Source organism: Ventrimonas faecis (assembly GCF_040096075.1).
GTDB classification, from domain to species: domain Bacteria; phylum Bacillota; class Clostridia; order Lachnospirales; family Lachnospiraceae; genus Brotaphodocola; species Brotaphodocola faecis.
This window is the reverse complement of sequence record NZ_JBBMFJ010000034.1, coordinates 17,822-36,527: the sequence shown is the minus strand read 5'-3', so window position 1 is coordinate 36,527 and position 18,706 is coordinate 17,822. Positions and strand designations below refer to the sequence as shown.

Below are 18,706 nucleotides of genomic sequence, written 5' to 3'. Positions count from 1 at the left end.
GAATTTTCAGGGTTTTAAACACTGTTCAATCTTTCATTTTCAAGGTTCATGTTGTTGCTGTTCTCAGCGGCAACGTTTAATATCTTATCACATTGTTTTCGCTTTGTCAACAACTTTTTTAATTTCTTTTTGGAAATCTTTTTGATTTCCTGCCCCGTTCTCACGGGGCGAGGATTATAATATCAAATGTCACAGCAAATGTCAACAGTATTTTCCAACTTTTTTCATTTTTTTATTTTAACATGGAAATCCAGAATATCGCGTCTACTCCACTCCAATAAACGGAGCTGCAGTCTCTTTTACGCCCTGCGGATTTTTCGCGTTCCATTCCGCAAAGCTTTCCCCGGCTTCTGCCACTGTTTTTCCGAGGGTTACCAAAAAGTCCGGAATCTGACTTTCCAAGATGGTGCCCAGTTCTTCTCCCATCTTTTCCTTTCCCTGTACATCGCATCCATTCAAGAACAGAAGAAACGCAGATTCTGCCTTTCCGTCCACTTTCTTCGCTGCCCCGCGAAATCCCATAGCACCAGTCTGATGGGTACCGCAGGAAGACGGGCATCCGGAAATATGGATCTTCGGCAGAGCGTCCTTCGGAAGATCTGCCTCCCGCACAGCTTTTACGCAGGCCTGAAGAAGCGCCTGGGAATCCCGTACGCCCACCTGACATACGGATGCGCCGATGCAGCTTACGGATGCCTCAAATTCTGTTTTCGCTGTATTGTTTTCTGTAATGGCCAGTACCTTTTTTGTCTCTTCCCCGGTCAGATTGATGATGTATGCAGTCTCATCCGGAGCCAGACGCATTTCCACGCCATCCATCTCCTGAAGCGCATCACTGAGCTTACACAGCACGGTAAGATTCGGCTGTCCTCCAACCGGATGCCAGATTACACTGTAAAGCCCCGGCTGTTTCTGTTCCAGAACCCGCTCTCCGGATACCGTAATGCCATCTCCTGCTTTCTCAATCGTCTGCAAAACCGGATGAATCTTTAAATCCTCACCGGAATCATACACCTCTTCCAGCTTTTCCAGAAATGCTTTCTTATAGTTTTCCGCGCCGCCAAGACTTTCCTGCATGTAACGGCTGCGGGCTTTTCCGCGGTTCTCGTAATTTCCGTAAGCACGGAAGGTCAGCCACATTGCCTTGATGTAATAGCAGATATCCTCCGGCTTTACTGCTTCCGCAACCAGAACGCCAAACCGCGGATTATTGCCCAGGCCGCCGGCACTGTATACATCAAAGCTGCCGTCCGGACGGGCCGCAAAACCAAGGTCACGGTAGGTAGCATGGGACAGGTTGCTCGGAGAACTGGAAAACGCCACTTTTAACTTACGCGGCATCTTTTCCGCACGGATAAATCCCATCAGGTATTCGCCTGCTGCCTTTGCCCATGGAAGCACATCAAAGTATTCGTCCTTCTCCACCCCGGAAAGCGGGCTGCAGGTAACATTGCGCGGAAAGTCTCCGCCGCCTCCCATGGTGATGATTCCTGCATCCATAGCCTGCTCCATGATGTCCGCAACAATGCTGCCATCCAGATCATGAAGCTGGATGGTCTGACAGGTAGTAAAATGTGCCTTTTTCACCTCATACTTCCGAATCGTATCCGCAATAAATTTCAGTTTTTCCTTTGACACGCAGCCGCCCGTCATGCGAAGGCGCAGCATGCTCGCTTTCCCGCCCTTCTGGGCATAGCTGCCGTATAATCCGGAAAATCCCTTGTAGGCGTCCTTGCTGAGTTCACCCGCATAAAAAGCTGCTGTTTTCTCCCGAAAAGCAGGAAGGTCCTGCTTCCAGTCCTGGTCATTTCTGATTTCCATATGTCTCTCCTCCCGATGTAAGTCATGTGCAGTCCGCAATTTCCTATGAAACAAAAAAGGGAGCCGGACGCACCAGATGCCCTTTATTTTATCACATTTCTTTTTTCAATGAAACAAATCCACGCACATTTTCTATCATCTTCCGGATTTTAACCGGATTCTTCCATCCCTCCGTCTCTACCCCGCTGCTGCAGTCGATGCCAAAGGGCAGAAAAGACGCAACGGCCTCCTGTACCGTATCCGGTCGCATTCCGCCCGCAAGGAACCAGGGCTTCCGGATAATCCCCGCCTGTGTAATCAGGCTGTGGTCGAAGGTATGCCCGGTTCCTCCGTTTCCAGCATCCAAAAGAAGGTAATCCGCATCGCTTGCATCCCAGCGCCTCAGTTCATGCCCCTGCTTCATGGAAACAGCGCGAATGACCGGAACATCCGGAAAACGATGCTTCATCCGGGTGATCTCTTCTTCCGTTTCCCGCCCGTGAAACTGGATTGCACGGATGGTTCCTGTTTCCACCAGTCCACAGACCAGCTCCTCCGGCGCGTTGACGAACACCCCTACCGGACAGATCTCTGGCAATAACGCCCGCACCAACGCTGCTGCCTGAGCCGGGGTCACCTGCCGTTTCCCAGGCGCAAGCACAAATCCGGCATAATCAGGCCGATACTGATTCACCATGGCAACATCCTCAGGCCTTTTCAACCCGCATATTTTAATTTTCGTCATGAATTCTCTCCCCTTTTCTGCACCTGGATACAATCTATTTCCTGTTTTTTACCTGTTCCTAATTTTGCTGCTCACTCCTGCTGCACACGATTCCCCCTGCCGAAGCCGATCCAGCGCTGCCTTTTTATCCGCGCTGCGCATCAGAGTCTCTCCGATCAGCACCGCGTCAGTTCCATTCTCATACAATACGCTCGTATCCTCCGGACCACGGATACCGCTCTCTGAAACAAACACGATTTCCGGCGGCACCAATTTCCGCAGACAGACCGAATTATTCACATCCACCTGGAAGGTGCGCAGGTCACGGTTATTCACACCAATGATGGACGCGCCTGCTGCCAGCGCACGCTCCACTTCCTCTGCGTCATGTGCCTCCACCAGCGCAGACAGGCCAAGTTCCCTGGCCTGTGCCATATACTCACGGATCGCCCCGTCATCCAGAATCGCGCAGATCAGAAGCACGGCAGACGCGCCAAGGGTTTTTGCCTGATCGATCATGTAGGGATCTACGGTAAAGTCTTTTCTCAGCACCGGAATGCTCACGCTCTGCGCAATCTCCTGCAGATACTGATTGCTTCCCAGAAACCGGTACGGCTCAGTCAGCACGGAGATGGCACTGGCACCGGCCTGTTCATATTCCCGCGCAATCTGCAGATATGGAAAATCCGGCACAATCAGTCCCTTGGAAGGAGATGCCTTTTTTACCTCACAAATAAAGGACAGGCCCGGTGCCCGAAGTGCTTCTTCAAAGGGAAACGTTCCCGTTACCGGCAAATATTCTGCCATGCGGCGCATCTCACCAGCCGGAATTTTCTTTTTTTCTTCCGCGACATGCGCTCTCGCCAATGCCGCAAGTTCTTCTAATATCATACGATTCTTCCCTCGCTTTTCACGCACATTTCTATTCCTGATTGGAAAGCTCTGCAAATTTGTCCAGCTGTGCCGCAGCTTTTCCACTGTCAATTATCTTCTTTGCCAGATCAATGCCTGCCTGGATAGAATCTGCCTTGCCTGCCATGTAAATGGCCGCGCCTGCGTTCATCAGCACGGCATCACGCTTCGGGCCAGGTTTTCCGGCCAGAATATCCCGGGTAATCTGCGCGTTTTCTGCCGGAGTTCCGCCCACCAGATCTTCTTTGCTGCAGCGGATGAGTCCAAACTGCTCCGGTGTGATTTCATAAGAAGCAAAGGTTCCGTCTTTTACCTCACAGACTTTTGTCGGCGCGCTTAAGGAAATCTCATCCAGTCCGTCCGTTCCATATACCACCAGGGCACGCTTCACGCCCAGGTTCGCCAGCACATGCGCCAGCGGCTCTACCAGACTCTCATCATACACGCCCATCAGCTCCATGTTGGCACCTGCCGGATTCGCCAGAGGTCCCAGAATATTGAAGATTGTTCGGATGCCAAGCTCTTTTCGCACCGGAGCTACATATTTCATCGCAAAATGGTAGTTCTGGGCAAACAGGAAACAGATGCCGATCTTCTCCAGCAGTTCCCGGCTCTTTTCCGGAGCGATGGTGATGTTGACGCCAAGGGCCTCCAGCACATCGGCAGCGCCACATTTGCTGGAGGCTGCGCGATTACCATGCTTGGCTACCGGAATCCCAGCCGCGGAGATGACCAGGGATGACGTAGTGGAAATATTAAAGGAATTGGCACCATCCCCGCCGGTTCCCACAATCTCCAGGACATCCATATCGTGCAGGAGGCGAACACAATGCGCGCGCATACCAGCTGCGGAAGCGGTGATTTCCTCCACCGTCTCGCCCTTCATGCTGAGCGCCGTCAGATAAGAGCTCATCTGAACTGCGCTGGCCTCTCCCTCCATGATCTCATTCATAACAACCTCTGCCTCTTTGTATGTCAGGTTCTCTTTTTTGAATACTTTACGGATTGCTTCTTTAATCATATGGACCGCCTTGCCTTTCTTTTTTATTGTCCGGATTTCTACCATTTCTTCTATATAATTAAGTATCAATTATTCCACAAATGCTTCTGCCATTCCCAGAAAGTTTTCTACGATGGCTTTTCCATCCGGTGTCAGAATGGATTCCGGATGAAACTGTACCGCCATAACCGGATCGGTCACATGTTCCACTGCCATGATCTCTCCATCTTCGGTTACCGCTGTTACCTTCAGTTCCTCCGGCATGGTTTCCCTGACCGCCGCCAGGGAATGATACCGTCCCACCGGAATCTGTTCCGGAAGTCCCGCAAACAACACGCTGTCCTTGCTGCAGTTGGCCCGGGATACTTTGCCATGCATGAGCTGCTTCGCATAGGAAACCTCTGCGCCGTAGGCCTTGCAGATAGCCTGATGTCCCAGGCAGACACCGAACACCGGGATTTTCTTTCCGAGTCGCTTTACCACATCGATGCAGATACCGGCGTCCTCCGGACGGCCCGGCCCCGGGGAAAGAATGACAGCCTCCGGCTTCATGGCCTCCAGTTCTTCTACGCTGATCCGGTCGTTGCGGATGACCTGGATATCCGGCCGGATACTTCCAATCATCTGGTATAAGTTATAGGAAAAGCTGTCGTAATTATCAATCAGCACAATCATGATTCCATTCCCTCCTCTGCTTTCTTCACTGCAAGGATCACGGCTCTGGCCTTATTCAGACATTCCTGATATTCGCTTTCCGGCACGCTGTCAGCCACAATGCCGGCTCCGGACCGGGCATAAACCTTCCCCTTCTTCGCGTAGGCAATGCGGATGGCAATGCAGACATCCAGGTTTCCAGAGAAATCCAGATAGCCGATGGCACCTCCGTAAATGCCGCGCCGTCCTCCCTCCAGTTCCTGGATGATCTCACAGGCACGGAATTTTGGAGTTCCGGAAAGTGTTCCCGCCGGGAGAATTGCGTCAACCGCGTCCACCGCGTCATATTCCGGACGAATCTGCCCTCCTACCGTAGAACCAATGTGCATCACATGGGAATATCGCTCCACCGCCATGTATTTTTCCACCTCCACGGTTCCAATCTGGCTGATTTTTCCGATGTCGTTGCGCCCAAGATCCACCAGCATATTGTGCTCGGCCTGCTCTTTTTCATCGGCCAGAAGTTCCCGCTCCAGCCGCTCATCTTCCTCCGGTGTCGCGCCTCTCGGTCTGGTACCGGCTAACGGATAAGTAAAGAGTTTTCCATCTTCCAGCTTTACCAGAGTCTCCGGGGAAGCTCCGGCAATCTCAATGTCATCGCTGGAAAAATAGAACATATACGGCGATGGATTGCTGGTTCTAAGGACCCGGTATGCATCTAAGAGGCTGCCCTCCATTTCCGCCTCCAGCTGATTGGAAAGTACAACCTGGAAGATATCTCCCTCCCGGATGTACTGTTTTCCTTTTTCCACCATCTCACAGTAGGCTTCCTCGGAAAAAACTGGTTTGAAATCTCCTTTAAGCTTTAACGGCTGCTCCGATGCCGGTTTTCCGGTGCGGATCAGGTTTACCAGCTTATCCAGTTCCATCTGGGCTTTGTAATATTCCTGCTCCGGCGCGTCGGTCTTCATGTTGACGATGAGAATGATCTTCTGGCGGAAGTTATCGAAAGCGATCACCTTGTCAAACAGCATCAGGTCTACGTCCTGGAAGGAATCCTCATCTCCCTTTTCCAGTTTCAGGGTCGGCTCCGCGTATTTGATGTAATCGTAAGCGAAATATCCCACCAGGCCGCCGGTGAAGGTTGGCAGGCCCGGAAGCTTCGGACTTCTGTTCTCCAGCAGGATCTTGCGGATAGCGTCGCCCGGATGCTCCACCTGCTGCTCTACCGTAGTGGCTCCCTTGATGCGAAGCAGCCCGTCCCGGCAGGTCAGTTCCAGCACCGGGTCAAAGCCGAGAAAGGTGTAGCGTCCCCAGCGCTTGGACTCCTCCACGCTCTCCAGCATATAGCAGTGGGTGCTCACCTGTTTTAATACCCGCAGCACTTCCATGGGAGTGCGGATATCAGAGTAGATTTCCCGGGTTAACGGGATGCGTCCATAGGTTTTGTCCTCTGTCAGCTTTTTAACCTCTTCCAGCGTCATCATATTGCGGTCCTCCTTTTCTCTGTCTGCCCGAAAAGAGGATTTTAAGGAATAAAAAATCCCGTCCCCGGCAGACTTCACAAAAACTGAAATCTGTCAAGGACGGGATGGGATATCTGATTTACCTGTCACCCGCGGTGCCACCTTGCTTCACGAAATCTTCCGCTATGATACGGATGTCCCGTGCTCTTTTCGGAATACCAACATATTCCCGGCAACTGACGTATGCCCGCACGTCGCAGAATACTGGGCCTTGCGGCTTTTGACTGCGCCCTCAGCGGTCCATTTAACAAGCTGCGTTCTGACGGTTCTCAGCTACCCGTCTCTCTGTAAGTGCACGATTTGTTTTTATCTCCGCTTCAACGGTTTCAAGCAATGTTTTATTGAAATTTTCTTTATTCTACTTCCATGATGCCCTATTGTCAATCATTTTCCGCTTAATTTTCTTAAGTATTTTATTCCGTATACTCTGCTGCTTCGGGTTCTTCCGGTGCCAGAGCCAGGGTGAACCAGAACTCTACGCCATCCTCGTGATTCGCCACGCCATACTGCTGGTGATGGGCTTCCATGATGGCTTTGACAATGGAAAGTCCGATACCGCTGCCGCCATAAGCGCGGGTGCGGGCCTTGTCTACCTTGTAGAACTTCGTCCAAAGATTCGGCAGATCTTCCTCCGGGATCGGAGTTCCGTTGTTGTATACATGGATCTTTGCCACACCGTCGAGAGTCTCGCTCCAGATGCGGATATTGTGCTCTCCGCCAAGATGGTTCATGGCATTGGTCAGATAGTTGGTCACAACCTCCTCAATCTTAAACTCATCGCCCATGACCATCAAAGTTTCCGGCATATCCACACTTACTTTCGCCTCATTCTGCTGAATGAGAATGCTGGAGGAATTGATCAGATCATGAACCAGTTCTGATATGTCAAATGCCTCAATGCTCGGCGTGTCGTTTCCAAACTCCAGGGCCGTCAGGGTCAGGAGCTGGCGCACCATCTTGTTCATCTTGTTTGCCTCGTCCATGATGACCTCACAGTAATAATTGCGGCTCTCCTCATCCTCGCACATGCCGTCGCAGAGACCCTCCGCGTAGCCCTGGATCAGGGCAATCGGCGTCTTTAACTCATGAGAAACATTGGCAATGAACTCTTTTCGCATCTCATCAATCTGAATTTTCTCATCGATATCATGCTGGAGCTGTTTGTTGGCATCCTGCAGCGCTCCGATGGCATCCTTCAAGCTGTGGGACAGAGAGTTCATGCTGCGTCCGAGAACACCGACCTCATCCTCCGCGTCATCCTCATAGGAAACATCAAAATTCAGTCTGGACATTTCTTCGGAAAGGGCAGACAGTTTCATAATTGGTTTGGTAATGCGGTTGGTGACAAAACACATCAGAATACTGCCAAAGACCAGCACGATCAGGCCCACCCAGGTGGTAAAACGGTTGGACAGTACCACGCTCTCCTGAATGCTGGCCAGCGGCATGGACATGATGAACATAGTCCGGTTATCTGAAAAATATCCCCAGCTCTCCATATAAGTACTGCTGGAACGGAAATCCCGGTTTTTCTCCACTACATAATTGTCATGCTGCTTTAAGATTTCCATGTGCTTGTGTCCTTTTCCCAGCACATAGCGCTGCAGCTTCTGGGTCTGAAAATCGCTGTCGCGCCCGGAGCTGACCAGAGCTTTTCCGGTATCACTGTCAATGAGGGTAATGGCAATGTTATTCTGCTCACTGTAGGCGCGAATGGTGCCAAGCAGGGTTCCCTGTTCCTCCGGAAGATCGGCCGGAATGTCCTCCGGCACGGCTTCATCAGCCTGATTCGAGGGTTCTGTCTCCGCCGCATCCGGCATTTCTTCCGCGCCGCCAGAATCGGTATCCCCCTTTGCCGTCTGCTTCCAGATATCCCATTCCTGCTCCAGTTCTTCCCGCAGGACATCCCCGATACTTTCGTTTTCCCCGACCTTTTCCTGAATGGCATTGTCAATATCTGTGTAGGCCTGTTCCATCACCTTTGACTTCTGGTCCACATAATAGCCCTCCAGCCACCAGGTATTCACACTCCAGATGGCTAAAAGCATGGCTGCCGTGAGACCGATGAAGATCAGCATGATTCGGTGACGGATAGAATGAAACTGAAAAATTTTTTTATGCTTCATCAGTCTACCTCAAACTTATAGCCCATGCCCCAGATGGTCTTGATATAATTGCCCTTCTCCCCCATCTTGCTGCGCAGCTTCTTTACATGAGTGTCAATGGTGCGGGCATCACCAAAGTAATCGTAATTCCAGACATTGTTGAGGATCTTCTCTCTGGAAAGAGCAATGCCCTGGTTTTCTACGAAGTAGGTCAGCAGTTCAAACTCCTTGTAGCTTAAATCGATCGGTTTTCCGTCAATCTCGACCTGGTGCGCTGCCTTGTCGATGCGGATACCTCCCACCTCCGTGGTCTCACTGACTGCTACGTTGGAACGGCGCAGAATAGCCTCGACCCGGGCCACCAGAATCTTCGGGCTGAAGGGTTTGGAAATATACTCATCTACGCCAAGCTTAAAGCCCTGGAGCTCGTCCCGCTCTTCCCCGCGGGCCGTCAGCATGATGACCGGAATCTGGGAGTACTGGCGCACCGTCTTTAAGACTTCCCAGCCATCCATCTTCGGCATCATCACATCCAGAATGATGAGGGAAATATCTTTCTGCTTAAAGAAAATGTCCACGGCCTGCTCACCGTCTTCCGCCTCGATCACAGTAAATCCCTTGATGGTCAGGAAATCCTTTACCAGCTTGCGCATTCTGGCTTCATCATCCACTACTAATATCTTTAACGATTCCATGGTATGTATCGTCTCCTTTCTGGTTCTCGTTATGTTTTCTTTATTCTTTTCCCCATTTTAACAGAGATTTTTCGGGTTTTCCACATTTTCACAGAGATTTCACACATACGGATGCCCGGAAACCATGGAGCGGAAACTGCTGCTCTTGTGTTCTGTCAGAGACTGACGCGCAAGGACGGAAAAAGGCCGGCACACCGCATCATGCAGCACACCAGCCTTTCTCATTTTTTAATTTTTTATTTTCCCATTACGAAGCCAGATGCGCGGTTCTGGCAATGATGGCATCCTGCACAGACTTGTCAAGCTCTGTGAAATACGCCATGTATCCAGCCACCCGCACCAGAATATTCCGGTAATTTTCCGGATTTTTCTGAGCTGCGCGCAGAGTTTTGTCATCCACCACATTGATCTGGATGTGCTGTCCGTCATGCTGGACATATTCCCGGATCACGCTCTCAATAATCTCCAGTCCCTTTTCCCCCGCCACACCGCTGGGATCAAAGCGCAGGTTCATCAGGGTTCCGTCAAATAACTTTGTCTGGCACATATTCCGTCCCATGGAGTTAACAGTCGCTGTCGGACCTTCCACATCGCGCCCCATCATCGGGCCCGCATTGTCGCTGAGCGGAGTGTGGGCCAGGCGTCCGTCTGCCGTCGCGCCTACCTTGTATCCCATGGTCACACTGACAGTCTGGGCCTGGTTGCAGAAACAGTACCGGCCGTGACGCGGATCATGCATGGTCTGTACATAGTCTGCTGCATAGCCGATGATCTCCCGACAGATGGAATCAACTTCTTCGATGTCATTTCCGAATTTCGGGACCTTATTCAAAAGCTCCAACCGCAGACGCTCATAACCTTCAAAATTGGCATCCAGAGCCTTTACCAGTTCATCCATGCTGAGCTTTTTCTGGTCATAGACCATCTGTTTTACTGCCATCATCGCATCGGCCAGAGATGCCGGACCGGTACAGAAAATGCCGGAATAGGTATGGTTTGCCCCACCTTCCTGAACGGCTTTCCCTTTTTCAATACAGCCCTCTAACAGCATAGACGAGTACACACATGGTATCCGGGTACAGTGATACGCCACAATCTGGTTAAAGCCCTTGTGAATAATATCGTACCAATGGCGGATCTCCATTTTGACGGCATCCATCACATCATCGAAGGTTTTCAGCGCTTGGATATCCACTGCCGGTCCCAATGGTTTTCCGGTCATCGGGTCAATTCCGCCATGCAATACCAGTTCCAGGCATTTCGGAAGGTTCACATAGCCGCCGTAAGGGCTTCCGTCGGTGCCGCCCATGCCCGGATGCGGCTCCACACAGCCCAGAATGATCCACTCTCTGGCTTCTTCCAGGGTTCCGCCCTTCGCCTGGACGATCTTTAAGGAACTCTGGTCTCCGAAGAATGCCGGGTTTGCCTGACCATCCTGGATCATTTCGCAGCCCTTTCTCCAGATATCCTTTGGGGTTCCATCGTGCACACGGAGTGCCACGGCAGGCTGGGAAAGCTTCAGGCAGGAAGACACGTCCAGTGTCATCCGGGTAACCTCATTGGTGATATCCTTTCCATAGCGGTCCACTCCGCCAAGCATCAGGATCTGCCACAGCGGATATCCGGCAAAATCACGGCTGTAATCGTCCGGACGCAGCATGATCAGCTCCATGGATTTTAAGAACATGCAGGAAATCAGCTCCTCCGCAAATTCCCGGGTGATACTTCCTGCTGCGGCATCTTTTTCATAGAGTAGTCCCATATACTCATCAAACCGGCCAAAACCGTTGGCAGAAGCATTGGTCTCAATGTAAAGTCCATGATAAAGGAACCACATAAACTGCAGACCCTCATAGAAGGTTTCCGGCGGATTTTCCGGAACTTTCCCGCAGATTCTGGAAATTTCCTGCAGTTCCTGTTTTCTCTGTGGATTTGTTTCCTCCTGTGCCATCTGCCCTGCCAGCTCTGCATAACGGTTTGCGTAGCGGATCATGCCTTCCGCGCTGATGATACAGGCATTCCAGAAGTCCAGCTTCGGCTGTACATCGATATCTACGCCTGCTTCCACTTGCTCTGCAATCTTCTGGCGGCACAGTTCGATATATCCCTTTAGACCCCGCTGAAACACCAGGGCATAATCCGGCACGGTTTTTCCGCTGGCGATGGCCCGGCCGCCAATGGAAAGGATTCCGGACTTTCTCGCTTCCTGGACCTCCGGTGTCAGAAAGGCTTCCGAAGCTTCCTCGGTACTCTTTCCCATCCACCATTTCATGGTTTCATAGATTACGTCCCGGTCCTCCGGCGCTACATCTAACGGGTCATTGGGTCTGACCGGAAGGCGGTCCAGTCCCAGAACGCCCTCTTCATTTTTCTTTAACAGCCACTGCCCGGTGTATTCCGGAAAAATGGAAGCACTGCGGATCTTCTCATTTGCGCAGCCCACTAAAAGTTCTCCATCCCGGATCACCACCTTCATGTGATCCAGTACATAGGCGAACACCCTGGCCCGAAACACCGGTGCTGCCTCCCCCGCAAATTCTTTGTATGCCTCTGTCACCAGCAGCAGGCGCTCCGGTGAAAGACTCGGTCTTGCCGTTAATACCCGTTCCCGCATGCTGCGAATCCGTTCTGTCATCATGGCTCTCTTCTCTCCTTTTTCAATGGTTCAGGCAATCTCTTCTCCCAGTATTTCCACATGCATGCCCGCATCCTGAAAGCAGGCCTTAATCTCCTGCAGCCGCTCATGGGATGGTGCCGTAAACACATGAGACATCCGTCCGATTCCTTTACATTTGCTGATTCCCAGTTCATGATATGCCAGAAGCGTCACTTCCGGCAGACCGGTCTCCCGGTAAAACGCTGCCGTTGCTTCTATGACCTCCGGTGTATCGTTTACGTCATGGACCAGCGGCATTCTCATGATCACTTTCTTTCTGATTTCCGGATCGGATGCCAGCTTTCTTAAATTATCCAGGATTATCCGGTTGTCCACTCCGGTATAGGCTTTATGTATCTCCGGCAGAATCCCCTTCATATCATATAAGATATACGAGGCTTTTCCTGCCATCCGGTACAGCGTTTCCCCATTGCCGCAGCCGCTGGTATCCAGAGCCACGCCAATGCCCGCTTCCACTGCGGCATCTAACAGTGCTTCCGCAAATCTGCTCTGAGAGAGAAGTTCCCCGCCACTGATGGTCATGCCGCCTCCGCTCTTCTCATAAAATCCGGAATCCCGCTTCACGGTATCTATAACTTCCTGTACCGTTTTCCACCGTGCCGCCGGGTTCATGGCCTCCGCCGCGCAGGCTTCCACACAGTCCAGGCAGTCATTGCAGAGGCTCCGGTCCACATAGAACCCTTCCTCCCCCAGTTTGATCGCGCCCTGGCGGCAGAAATCCCGGCAGTAGCCGCAGCCAATGCACTTGGTCACGCTGCGCATCAGCTGCTGCTTTGGGGAGATCAGTTCCGGATTGTGGCACCACTGGCAGTCCAGCGGACATCCCTTTAAAAACACGGTTGTCCGGATTCCCGGTCCATCCGAAGTTGAAAAACGCTGGATTCCTCCAACCAGTCCTTTTAACACTTCATCCATATCCATCATCCATTCTTTTCGTTGTCTGCATGTATCTGTCCGTCAGGCCAGATGCGCGGTTCTTGCAATGATCACATCCTGGACGCTCTTATCCAGCTCAGTGAAGTATGCCATATATCCAGCTACGCGCACTACGATATCCCGGTAATTTTCCGGATCCTTCTGGGCTGCCCGCAGCGTCTTGTCATCCACCACATTGATCTGGATATGAAGGCCATTATTTGCCACATACTCTTTGATCAGGCTCTCAATGATCTCCAGACCCTTTTCCCCGGCTACACCGCTGGGGTCAAACCGCAGGTTAACCAGAGTTCCGTCATAAACCTGATCCTGGTGCATATTTCTGCTGATGGAGTTGATGGCTGCCGTCGGGCCTTCGCTGTCGCGTCCCATGGCCGGTCCCGCGTTATCACTCAATGCTGTATAGGCAAATCTTCCGTCCGCGGTAGCTCCCACCTTGTAACCCATGGTCAGATTCACGGTCTGGGCCTGGTTGCAGAAGCAATATTTTCCGCCTCTCGCGTCCGTAAATTTCTGGACATATTCCGCAATGTGGGAAACAATCTCATCGCAGATGCCATCCACCACTTCGTTGTCATTGCCATATTTCGGTGCCTTATTTAACAGTTCCAGACGCAGGCGCTCATAGCCTTCAAAGTTTACATCCAGGGCATGGATCAGCTCTTCCATGGTCAGCTTTTTCTCATCATAGACAAACTTCTTCACTGCCATCAGGGCATCGGCCAGAGAAGCCGGACCGGTCGTAAAGATTCCGGTATAGGTGTGCTCGGCACCGCCATGCTGAACCGGCATACCTTTTTCAATACAGCCCTTGATCATCATGGAAGAATAGATGCAGGGCAGGCGGGTGCTGTGGAAGGAAATAACGGTATTGAAACCTCTGCGGATCATGTCATACCAGTAATCAATCTGCTTCTTTGTCGCCTCCATCACATCCTCAAAGGTCTTGAATGTGGACGGGTCTCTGGTCTTCGGGCCCATCTGCTTTCCAGTCAGCGGGTCCACGCCATTGTGCATGACAAGCTCCAGGCATTTCGGCAGATTTAAGTAACCGGCTGACGGATTTCCGTCGGTTCCGCCGCCGCCCTGGTGCGGTTCTACGCAGCCCAGGATGACCCAGTCTCTCGCATCCTCCAGGGAACCGCCCTTGTTGATAACGGTCTGAATTGCGCAGGGATCGCCGAAAAACGCAGGGTTTGCCTGGCCATCCTGAATCATCTCGCAGGCCTTTCTCCAGATATGCTTTGGAGTGCCGTCATGTACACGGAGTGCCACGGCCGGCTGTGCCAGCTTGATCCGGCTGGCTGCTTCCAGGGCCAGATAGGTGATCTCATTGGTCACATCCTTTCCCTGACGGTCCACACCGCCAAGCATCAGCACTTGCCACAGTGGGAAACCAGCAAAATCACGGCTGTAATCATCCGGGCGCACCTGGACGATCTCGGTTGCCTTGATGAACAGGCACTCAATCAGCTCCACGGCCTCTTCCTTCGTGATGAGTCCTTCCTGATAGTCTTTTTCAAAATACGGTCCCATAATCACATCAAACCGTCCAAATCCGCAGGCGGAACAGTTGTTATCCACATACAGCAGATAGTAAATGAACCACTCAAACTGCATGGCCTCGCGGAATGTTCTTGCCGGGTGCTCCGGCACACGGCGGCAGATTTCCGCAATCTGCAAAAGTTCTTTCTTCCGTGTCTCATCGGCTTCCTCTGCGGCCAGGCGCTCCGCCTCATCTGCGTAGCGGCCCGCAAAACGGATCACGGCCTCGCAGGCCACGATGCTTGCCATCCAGAAATCAATCTGAGGCTGTACCTTCACGGTACGCTCCTTCGTCTCAGCAATCTTGTCTTTGCACATCTGGATATAGACCTTTAAACCACGCTGGAACATCAGCGCATAGTCCGGAACCGTTTTTCCACTGGGGAGAGAACGGCAGCCTACAGCGATAATTCCGGCTTTTCTGGCTTCCTGGATATCCTCCGGCATGTTTTCTTCTACATACTCTTCCAGACTTCTGCCTTCCCACCATGCCAGGGTATCCAGAATTTCCTGACGCTCCTCCGGCATCACATCCATCGGATCTGTGGAACGCTCCGGAAGATGATCCAGATTGAGCACTCCGTCCGCGTTTTTCTTGGTCAGCCACTGTCCGGTATATTCCGGGAAAATGGATGCGCTTCTGACGCGCTTGTTGGTGCTTCCCACTAACAGTTCTCCATCCCGGATCACCACAGTCATATGATCCAGCACATAGGCAAACACATGGGCGCGAAACAGCGGAATTGCCTCCCCTGCATACTTTTTATAAGCCTCCGTGGCCAGAAGCAAACGCTCCGAGGAGACGCTAGGTCTGGTATCCAGAAGTCTCCGCTTCATCATATTAACCCGGAAATTCAATAAATCTGCCATTGTTCATCCCTCCATATTGGTCTCTCTGATTCTGTCTGGTTCCTGCTGCCTGTTTTCAGGCCTCGTTTTCATCAAACCGGAAGGTACGGTTTACCTGCCAGCCGCCATCCACAAAGATGGTCTGCCCTGTCATATAACGTCCTGCCTCACTGGCCATGTAAAGCGCAATGCCCAGATAATCCTCCGGCACAGCCACCCGTCCCATGGGCACCTGATCCACGCAGTGATCCCAATAGTCTTTGGAGCGGCAGGCCATCATAGGGGTATCAATCCACACCGGCGCAATACCATTGACGGTTACGCCTTTTTTGGCATAAGCGACAGAAAACCATTTCGTGATCTGCTTTAACGCTGCCTTGGTCACGCCGTAGGAAAAACCGTCCGGCGTATTCACGGTATAACAGCTCATGGTGTTAATGTTGATGATGCGGCCCTTCCCGGCCTTCGCCATGACATTTCCCACGATCCGGTTCACATTCAGGCTGCCGATCATGTTCACATCAATATGCTTCCGGAACAGATCCTCATTGTCTTCTAAGGTATTGTGCCGCACACACATCGCTGCCGTGTGAATGCAGATATCGATCTTTCCATAAGTATCCAGGATGATCTGTACCGCTTTTTTTACCTGTTCCTTCTTTTCAATCTGCATTTCCAGGGCCATGCACGGGCAGCCGGCCTCTTTTAAGCGGCTGCAGACCGCCTCTGCCTTTGCTAACGTCTTGCTTGCCAGCACAATGATGGCTCCGTTTTTCGCAAATCCATAGGCATACATCTCTGCCAGGCCACCGGCCCCGGTGATGAGGATCACCTGGTCCTTCACACTGAACAGCTGTTCAATTTTTCCATAATCATCTTTCAGTTCCATACTTTCCTCCTGCACTCTTCGCTATCATTTAACGTCAGATACGGCTGCAGATTTTCTGAAACCTGCAGCCGTGTCAATATGTTCTTTATGCTTCTTCTGCAAAATCGGAAGCTGCTTCTCTGGAAGTGGAAGCGCCCAGGATCAGGCTTCCTGCGATTGCAACAACGGCACACAGGATTACGCCTGCCAGAACACCATCTACCGGGAAGTGAATTGCTGCATCGGTGGCTGCCTTTAATCCAAGCTTGTTCCACAGAAGTGTGGTTGCGCATCCAAGAATCATGGCAGTATTGATTGCCTTACTGTTTGCGCCCTTCCAGAACACGCCGCACAGAAGCGGGATAAAGATTGCTGCGCCGTAAGCTGCGGCACCGGTCTGGAACAGATGGAAGATACCGCCTCCGCCTAATGCAAATCCGATACCAAGAACCGCAACGGTAAAGGTAGTAGCTCTTGAAATCATCAGGACCTGTTTGTCTGACAGCTTCGGGCAAAGCGGCTTTACAACATCACAGGAAAAGGTTGTTCCTGCCATGATCAGGAAGCTGTCTGCGGTGGACATAACGCATGCCAGAATCGCGGAAATGAAAAGGCCCTTGATCACCGGCGGGAAATAACCGCCAATCAGTGCGCATACAAACTGTTCATGGTCTGCCAGATCCGGCATTACAAACGGAATTGCGCATGCGGTAAGTACGGTAGCCCAGTTTGCAATCCATCCAATACCATTGGAAATAACAGATCCGACAAACGCGGTTTTTTCATCTTTGGATGCCAGAATACGCTGTGTGTAAGAGGCGTGCGCACCTGCCGCAATGAAATAGGATAACGCAAGGGCAATCAGATCCGGCACGTTCACAGCACTCCAGTCCCAGCTGGTGTTTGCAAATACATGGGCAACACCACCTGCATGGGAAAAGGCAAACACAGGAACAATTCCAATCAGGCAGACAATCAACAGAACACACTGTACAACATCCGTAACTGCTACTGCGTAAAATCCGCCGGTAATTGTATAAAGAAGAATGACAACACCACCAATGATAATGCCGGTTTTTTTGTCAGTCAGACCAAACAGGGCAAACATGGCACCGATGGATGCGCACTGTGCGGCAACGGACGCAACCTGCTGAATAACGGTTACAGCGGAAGCAATAATGCCTGCTTCACGGCCAAATTTCTTACTTAAAAAATCCGGGAGGGTGATCGCGCCTGATCTTCTGAGCGGAATCGCCATAACAATCAGAACACCCCAGCCTACAAACCAGAGTCCTAATGTGATCAGTCCTGTGATCACACCACTTTTCTGTACCAGTCCCATATTGCCGAACGCTGCAGAAGCACCGACACAGGTTGCTACCGATGTACCTACCATAACAGGAATCGTTAAACTTCTTCCGGCTAACGCGTAGTCATCATTGGAAGTGACTTTCTTGGAAAAGATTGCGCCAATCGCTACCATACCAAGCAAATAAAGGATAATCACACCGTAGTCTAATACACTTAGATTAAAACTCATATTCCATTCCTCCTATTCTGCTGTCAATTACATTCTGCCTTGCTGCTATCCAGCGGTTACAGGTTATGGAATATAGAGATTATAGAAAAGCGGCCTTCAGGCTTTTACACCCGAAGACCGCTTCGTCTTTTCCATAATATAACGCTGGCTCAATCAGCAGTATTTGTAATCTTCTGGTACAAAAGCTTCCGGAATCGCTTTTATTGTCCACGATTTTAGCAAGGGTTCCTGGCCTTGTCAAGAGTCGTAATTTTGCAAATTCTCCTGGTAGAGCTATTTTTATTTATAAATATAAATTTATTTTTTTATTTGTAAATTTCAGATCATGGCCGTGGTCACATACAGAACCGTATCTCCTTCTCCGATTCGCTGAAACCGGTGCGGAGTCCGTGCACGCACATAAATGGCATCCCCTTCTTCCATCCAGTACTCTTCAGAGTCATTTAAAACGATCCGCAGCTGTCCTTTTGCCACCACAAAATATTCATCGTGTTCATGTCCCAGAGACACATCCTCCGTGTCATCACCATCATACAAAGTGAGACAGCTGCCCCGCATCAGAACCCCCGGCGGGGTCAGAAGTTCATTTTTAACCCGGTAATTATTCCGGTATACATTTTTGCGCTCTGCCTTTCGGATCAGGGGATGATAATCCACCGTTTCTGAAACCAGCTGAGGCAGATCATACTGCAGTGCACGGCAGATCCGTTCCAGGTTTTCCAGTGTCGGACTGGTGCGGCCATTTTCCACGTTGCTTAAGTATGCGGGAGACAGATCTGTCCGCTCCCCCAGTTCCTTTAACGTCAGATTATTTTTCAAACGAATCGAATGCATGCGTTCTCCAATCATAAGAAGTTCCTCCTCTCTCTCTTTCG

14 protein-coding genes are annotated in these 18,706 nt (G+C 51.2%); all 14 read right to left on the bottom strand.

The window, feature by feature from the left end; all coding sequences use genetic code 11:
* Positions 1 to 264 precede the first annotated feature (264 nt).
* The 14 genes from WMO41_RS13735 to WMO41_RS13670 all read right to left on the bottom strand — a co-directional run bounded on the left by WMO41_RS13735 (position 265) and on the right by WMO41_RS13670 (position 18,680).
* Positions 265 to 1,821 (bottom strand): nitrite/sulfite reductase, encoded by a 1,557-nt coding sequence (locus WMO41_RS13735; protein WP_349230252.1) that lies wholly within the window; start codon positions 1,819 to 1,821, stop codon positions 265 to 267.
* A gap of 91 nt (positions 1,822 to 1,912) precedes the next feature.
* Positions 1,913 to 2,545: a phosphoribosylanthranilate isomerase gene (locus WMO41_RS13730; protein ID WP_349230251.1), complete on the bottom strand. Its 633-nt coding sequence runs from the start codon at positions 2,543 to 2,545 to the stop codon at positions 1,913 to 1,915.
* A 48-nt stretch (positions 2,546 to 2,593) separates the two neighbouring features.
* Positions 2,594 to 3,415 (bottom strand): indole-3-glycerol phosphate synthase TrpC, encoded by an 822-nt coding sequence (gene trpC, locus WMO41_RS13725; protein WP_349230250.1) that lies wholly within the window; start codon positions 3,413 to 3,415, stop codon positions 2,594 to 2,596.
* A gap of 31 nt (positions 3,416 to 3,446) precedes the next feature.
* Positions 3,447 to 4,457: an anthranilate phosphoribosyltransferase gene (gene trpD, locus WMO41_RS13720; protein WP_349230249.1), complete on the bottom strand. Its 1,011-nt coding sequence runs from the start codon at positions 4,455 to 4,457 to the stop codon at positions 3,447 to 3,449.
* Positions 4,458 to 4,526: 69 nt separating this feature from the next.
* The gene (locus tag WMO41_RS13715) at positions 4,527 to 5,111 is read right to left on the bottom strand and encodes an anthranilate synthase component II (RefSeq protein ID WP_349230248.1); all 585 of its coding nucleotides are present in this window, start codon (positions 5,109 to 5,111) and stop codon (positions 4,527 to 4,529) included.
* Positions 5,108 to 6,577 carry an anthranilate synthase component I gene (gene trpE, locus WMO41_RS13710; protein WP_349230247.1) on the bottom strand — a complete coding sequence of 490 codons (1,470 nt, stop codon included), beginning with the start codon at positions 6,575 to 6,577 and terminating at the stop codon, positions 5,108 to 5,110. The genes WMO41_RS13715 and trpE overlap by 4 nt, the downstream gene beginning before the upstream one ends.
* 452 nt (positions 6,578 to 7,029) lie before the next feature.
* Positions 7,030 to 8,742, bottom strand: coding sequence for a HAMP domain-containing sensor histidine kinase (locus tag WMO41_RS13705; protein WP_349230246.1), 1,713 nt, complete (start codon positions 8,740 to 8,742; stop codon positions 7,030 to 7,032).
* Entirely contained in the window at positions 8,742 to 9,416 is a 675-nt protein-coding gene (locus WMO41_RS13700; protein WP_349230245.1) for a response regulator transcription factor, read from the bottom strand. Before WMO41_RS13700 ends, WMO41_RS13705 begins: the two co-directional genes overlap by 1 nt.
* Before the next feature lie 247 nt (positions 9,417 to 9,663).
* Complete coding sequence (locus WMO41_RS13695; RefSeq protein WP_349230244.1) at positions 9,664 to 12,054, bottom strand: glycyl radical protein; 2,391 nt, start codon at positions 12,052 to 12,054, stop codon at positions 9,664 to 9,666.
* A gap of 27 nt (positions 12,055 to 12,081) precedes the next feature.
* Positions 12,082 to 13,017: a glycyl-radical enzyme activating protein gene (locus WMO41_RS13690; protein ID WP_349230243.1), complete on the bottom strand. Its 936-nt coding sequence runs from the start codon at positions 13,015 to 13,017 to the stop codon at positions 12,082 to 12,084.
* Positions 13,018 to 13,050: 33 nt separating this feature from the next.
* The gene (locus tag WMO41_RS13685; protein WP_349230242.1) at positions 13,051 to 15,444 is read right to left on the bottom strand and encodes a glycyl radical protein; all 2,394 of its coding nucleotides are present in this window, start codon (positions 15,442 to 15,444) and stop codon (positions 13,051 to 13,053) included.
* A gap of 55 nt (positions 15,445 to 15,499) precedes the next feature.
* The gene (locus WMO41_RS13680; protein ID WP_349230241.1) at positions 15,500 to 16,312 is read right to left on the bottom strand and encodes an SDR family NAD(P)-dependent oxidoreductase; all 813 of its coding nucleotides are present in this window, start codon (positions 16,310 to 16,312) and stop codon (positions 15,500 to 15,502) included.
* 85 nt (positions 16,313 to 16,397) lie between these two features.
* On the bottom strand, positions 16,398 to 17,831 hold the full coding sequence (locus WMO41_RS13675) for a sodium:solute symporter family protein (protein ID WP_349230240.1): 1,434 nt from the start codon (positions 17,829 to 17,831) through the stop codon (positions 16,398 to 16,400).
* Positions 17,832 to 18,149: 318 nt separating this feature from the next.
* Positions 18,150 to 18,680, bottom strand: a complete 531-nt coding sequence (locus WMO41_RS13670; protein WP_349230239.1) for a helix-turn-helix domain-containing protein — start codon at positions 18,678 to 18,680, stop codon at positions 18,150 to 18,152.
* Between the last annotated feature and the right edge of the window lie 26 nt (positions 18,681 to 18,706).